Origin of the sequence: Vibrio sp. 10N.222.46.A1 (assembly GCF_041473595.1) — a bacterium.
GTDB lineage: Bacteria > Pseudomonadota > Gammaproteobacteria > Enterobacterales > Vibrionaceae > Vibrio > Vibrio tasmaniensis_A.
Map to the genome: position 1 here is coordinate 1 of NZ_JBFRSN010000084.1, position 1710 is coordinate 1710.

Here is a 1710-nt window from a genome sequence, read left to right on the forward strand (position 1 = left end):
TTAGCATTGCAGGGTGAAAGGATTTGTCTTCGGATGAATAGACCGCCGGGTGGAACTTAACCTGGTTATTTTCAATGTTATTGACACCGAGCTTGTTTAAGTACGTTTGGGCCAGTGTGTTATCCATCGGTAAGCTTTGATTGATATAATCTTTAGCCCGTTCTTCAAACTGCGCAATATGCCTAGGTGTGGTGTTGAGTAATTTTTCGTGCTTACTGTTTTCCTCCAATTGATATTTGTCCGGTTCGTTTAGCATCTTGTTCGCTTCATTCATCGCTGCTTTATAGCCCATTTCCTTATGACTCATTATAAGGTTAATCAATGCGCCTTTTTCGCCTGTGGTGTAGTCTTTAAAATACCCACGATGTTCTCCAGTTAGGGTCACTTTAATCGCGGAAGGACCTATGCCAAAGGTTAAGTAATCACGGTCTGATTTAGATTGGTTAGGCTTGCCTAATAACTGAACGGCGAGACTTTCGGTGTATTTGGGTAGTTGCGTATTGATGTGCTCCCTAAATGTGTTGTAGTCAAAGTCACCGCTTTTATTTTGGAATCGGACGTCCTCATGAGGCAGAGCATTACGGTTAAAGTATGTGGTGTCTTTGGGTGGGATTTGGTTAAGGGTTTTTATTGCACTGGCTTTATGGCTCTCTTTAGAGAGCCAGCTTTTGACCAATTGTTTTGTGTTGTCGGTATAGAGCCGAATGTGCTGACTGGCACGAGTCACATCGATACCGGCGCGTCTTAAGTTGGTCAGTGCGCCTTTGCTTTGTATCGCGCTAATGACGTGTTGATAGGTGGATCCTTGCGCCATGTCTGCGGTTCGACTGTAGGCGTAGTCCCAGTGCCCGTCTTTAAGCGCATTAGGGTTAAGGCTGAGTGTTTGTCCTGTCTTAGATTGAGCGATAACACTGTCTGTATTCGCTTGCGTGATGCGGTACTCCACGTTGGCTTTAATGCCGCGCTCTTTATCGGTAAAACGGGTGATGATTTTATCGCCGGTTGAAAGTGGCTTTTCTGACGTAGAGAACAGGGTGGTGAAACGGTGATCACGGTTACGCGGTAAGAACGGCCTTGTCTTACCTGTACTTGCGTCTTGAAGTGTTACTACGCCATGCTCAGAATCCACGTGAGTGATTGCCGCGTACTCACCGGGCTTGGTGCTCAGTATCAAGCCTTTTTGATACGGCATCATGGTGGTGAGCTCTTCCCCCGTCGCGCCGATTGAGCGTAGCCTCGTTGCGATGACGTTCTCTTTGCCTAACTCACTCTTTTTCATTAAACCGACACGGATGTGTTCGGTGATGGTGTCTCGCTCCTGGTTGGTGTACGCGATAATCAGTGTGTTGTCTCGCGTTTCGGGGGTGCGCTCTAAATAGTCTTTGGCGACCACATAAGGCAGCTTCTCTGTGGCGGTGAGCTGCGCTCTGCGTCGGTCTTTGTCGTTTTCATCCAGCGTAGAAATGACATGCTGGCTGTTGCCCTGGGTGTCAGGGGTTTGCTGCTGGAGTTTGTCTAGGGCGCTGAGCGGCTGTTTATCAATGGTGTTTTGCTGTGCATTGTGCAAGATGTCATTTTGTGGACGTACCATATCGGTCATGTAAGCGGTATCGATGCGACCTTGGCTCATGGCCAGCTCAAAGGGTTTACCGGCACTGAGTGACAATAACTGCTCTTTATCGCCCAATTTGACTGTTTTGGACTGACTGT

The 1710-nt window shown here is 47.7% G+C and carries 1 pseudogene; it reads right to left on the minus strand.

The annotated features are described in order from the left end of the window. Positions 1-1710: pseudogene (locus AB4496_RS03180) on the minus strand (conjugative transfer relaxase/helicase TraI); the annotation flags it as partial.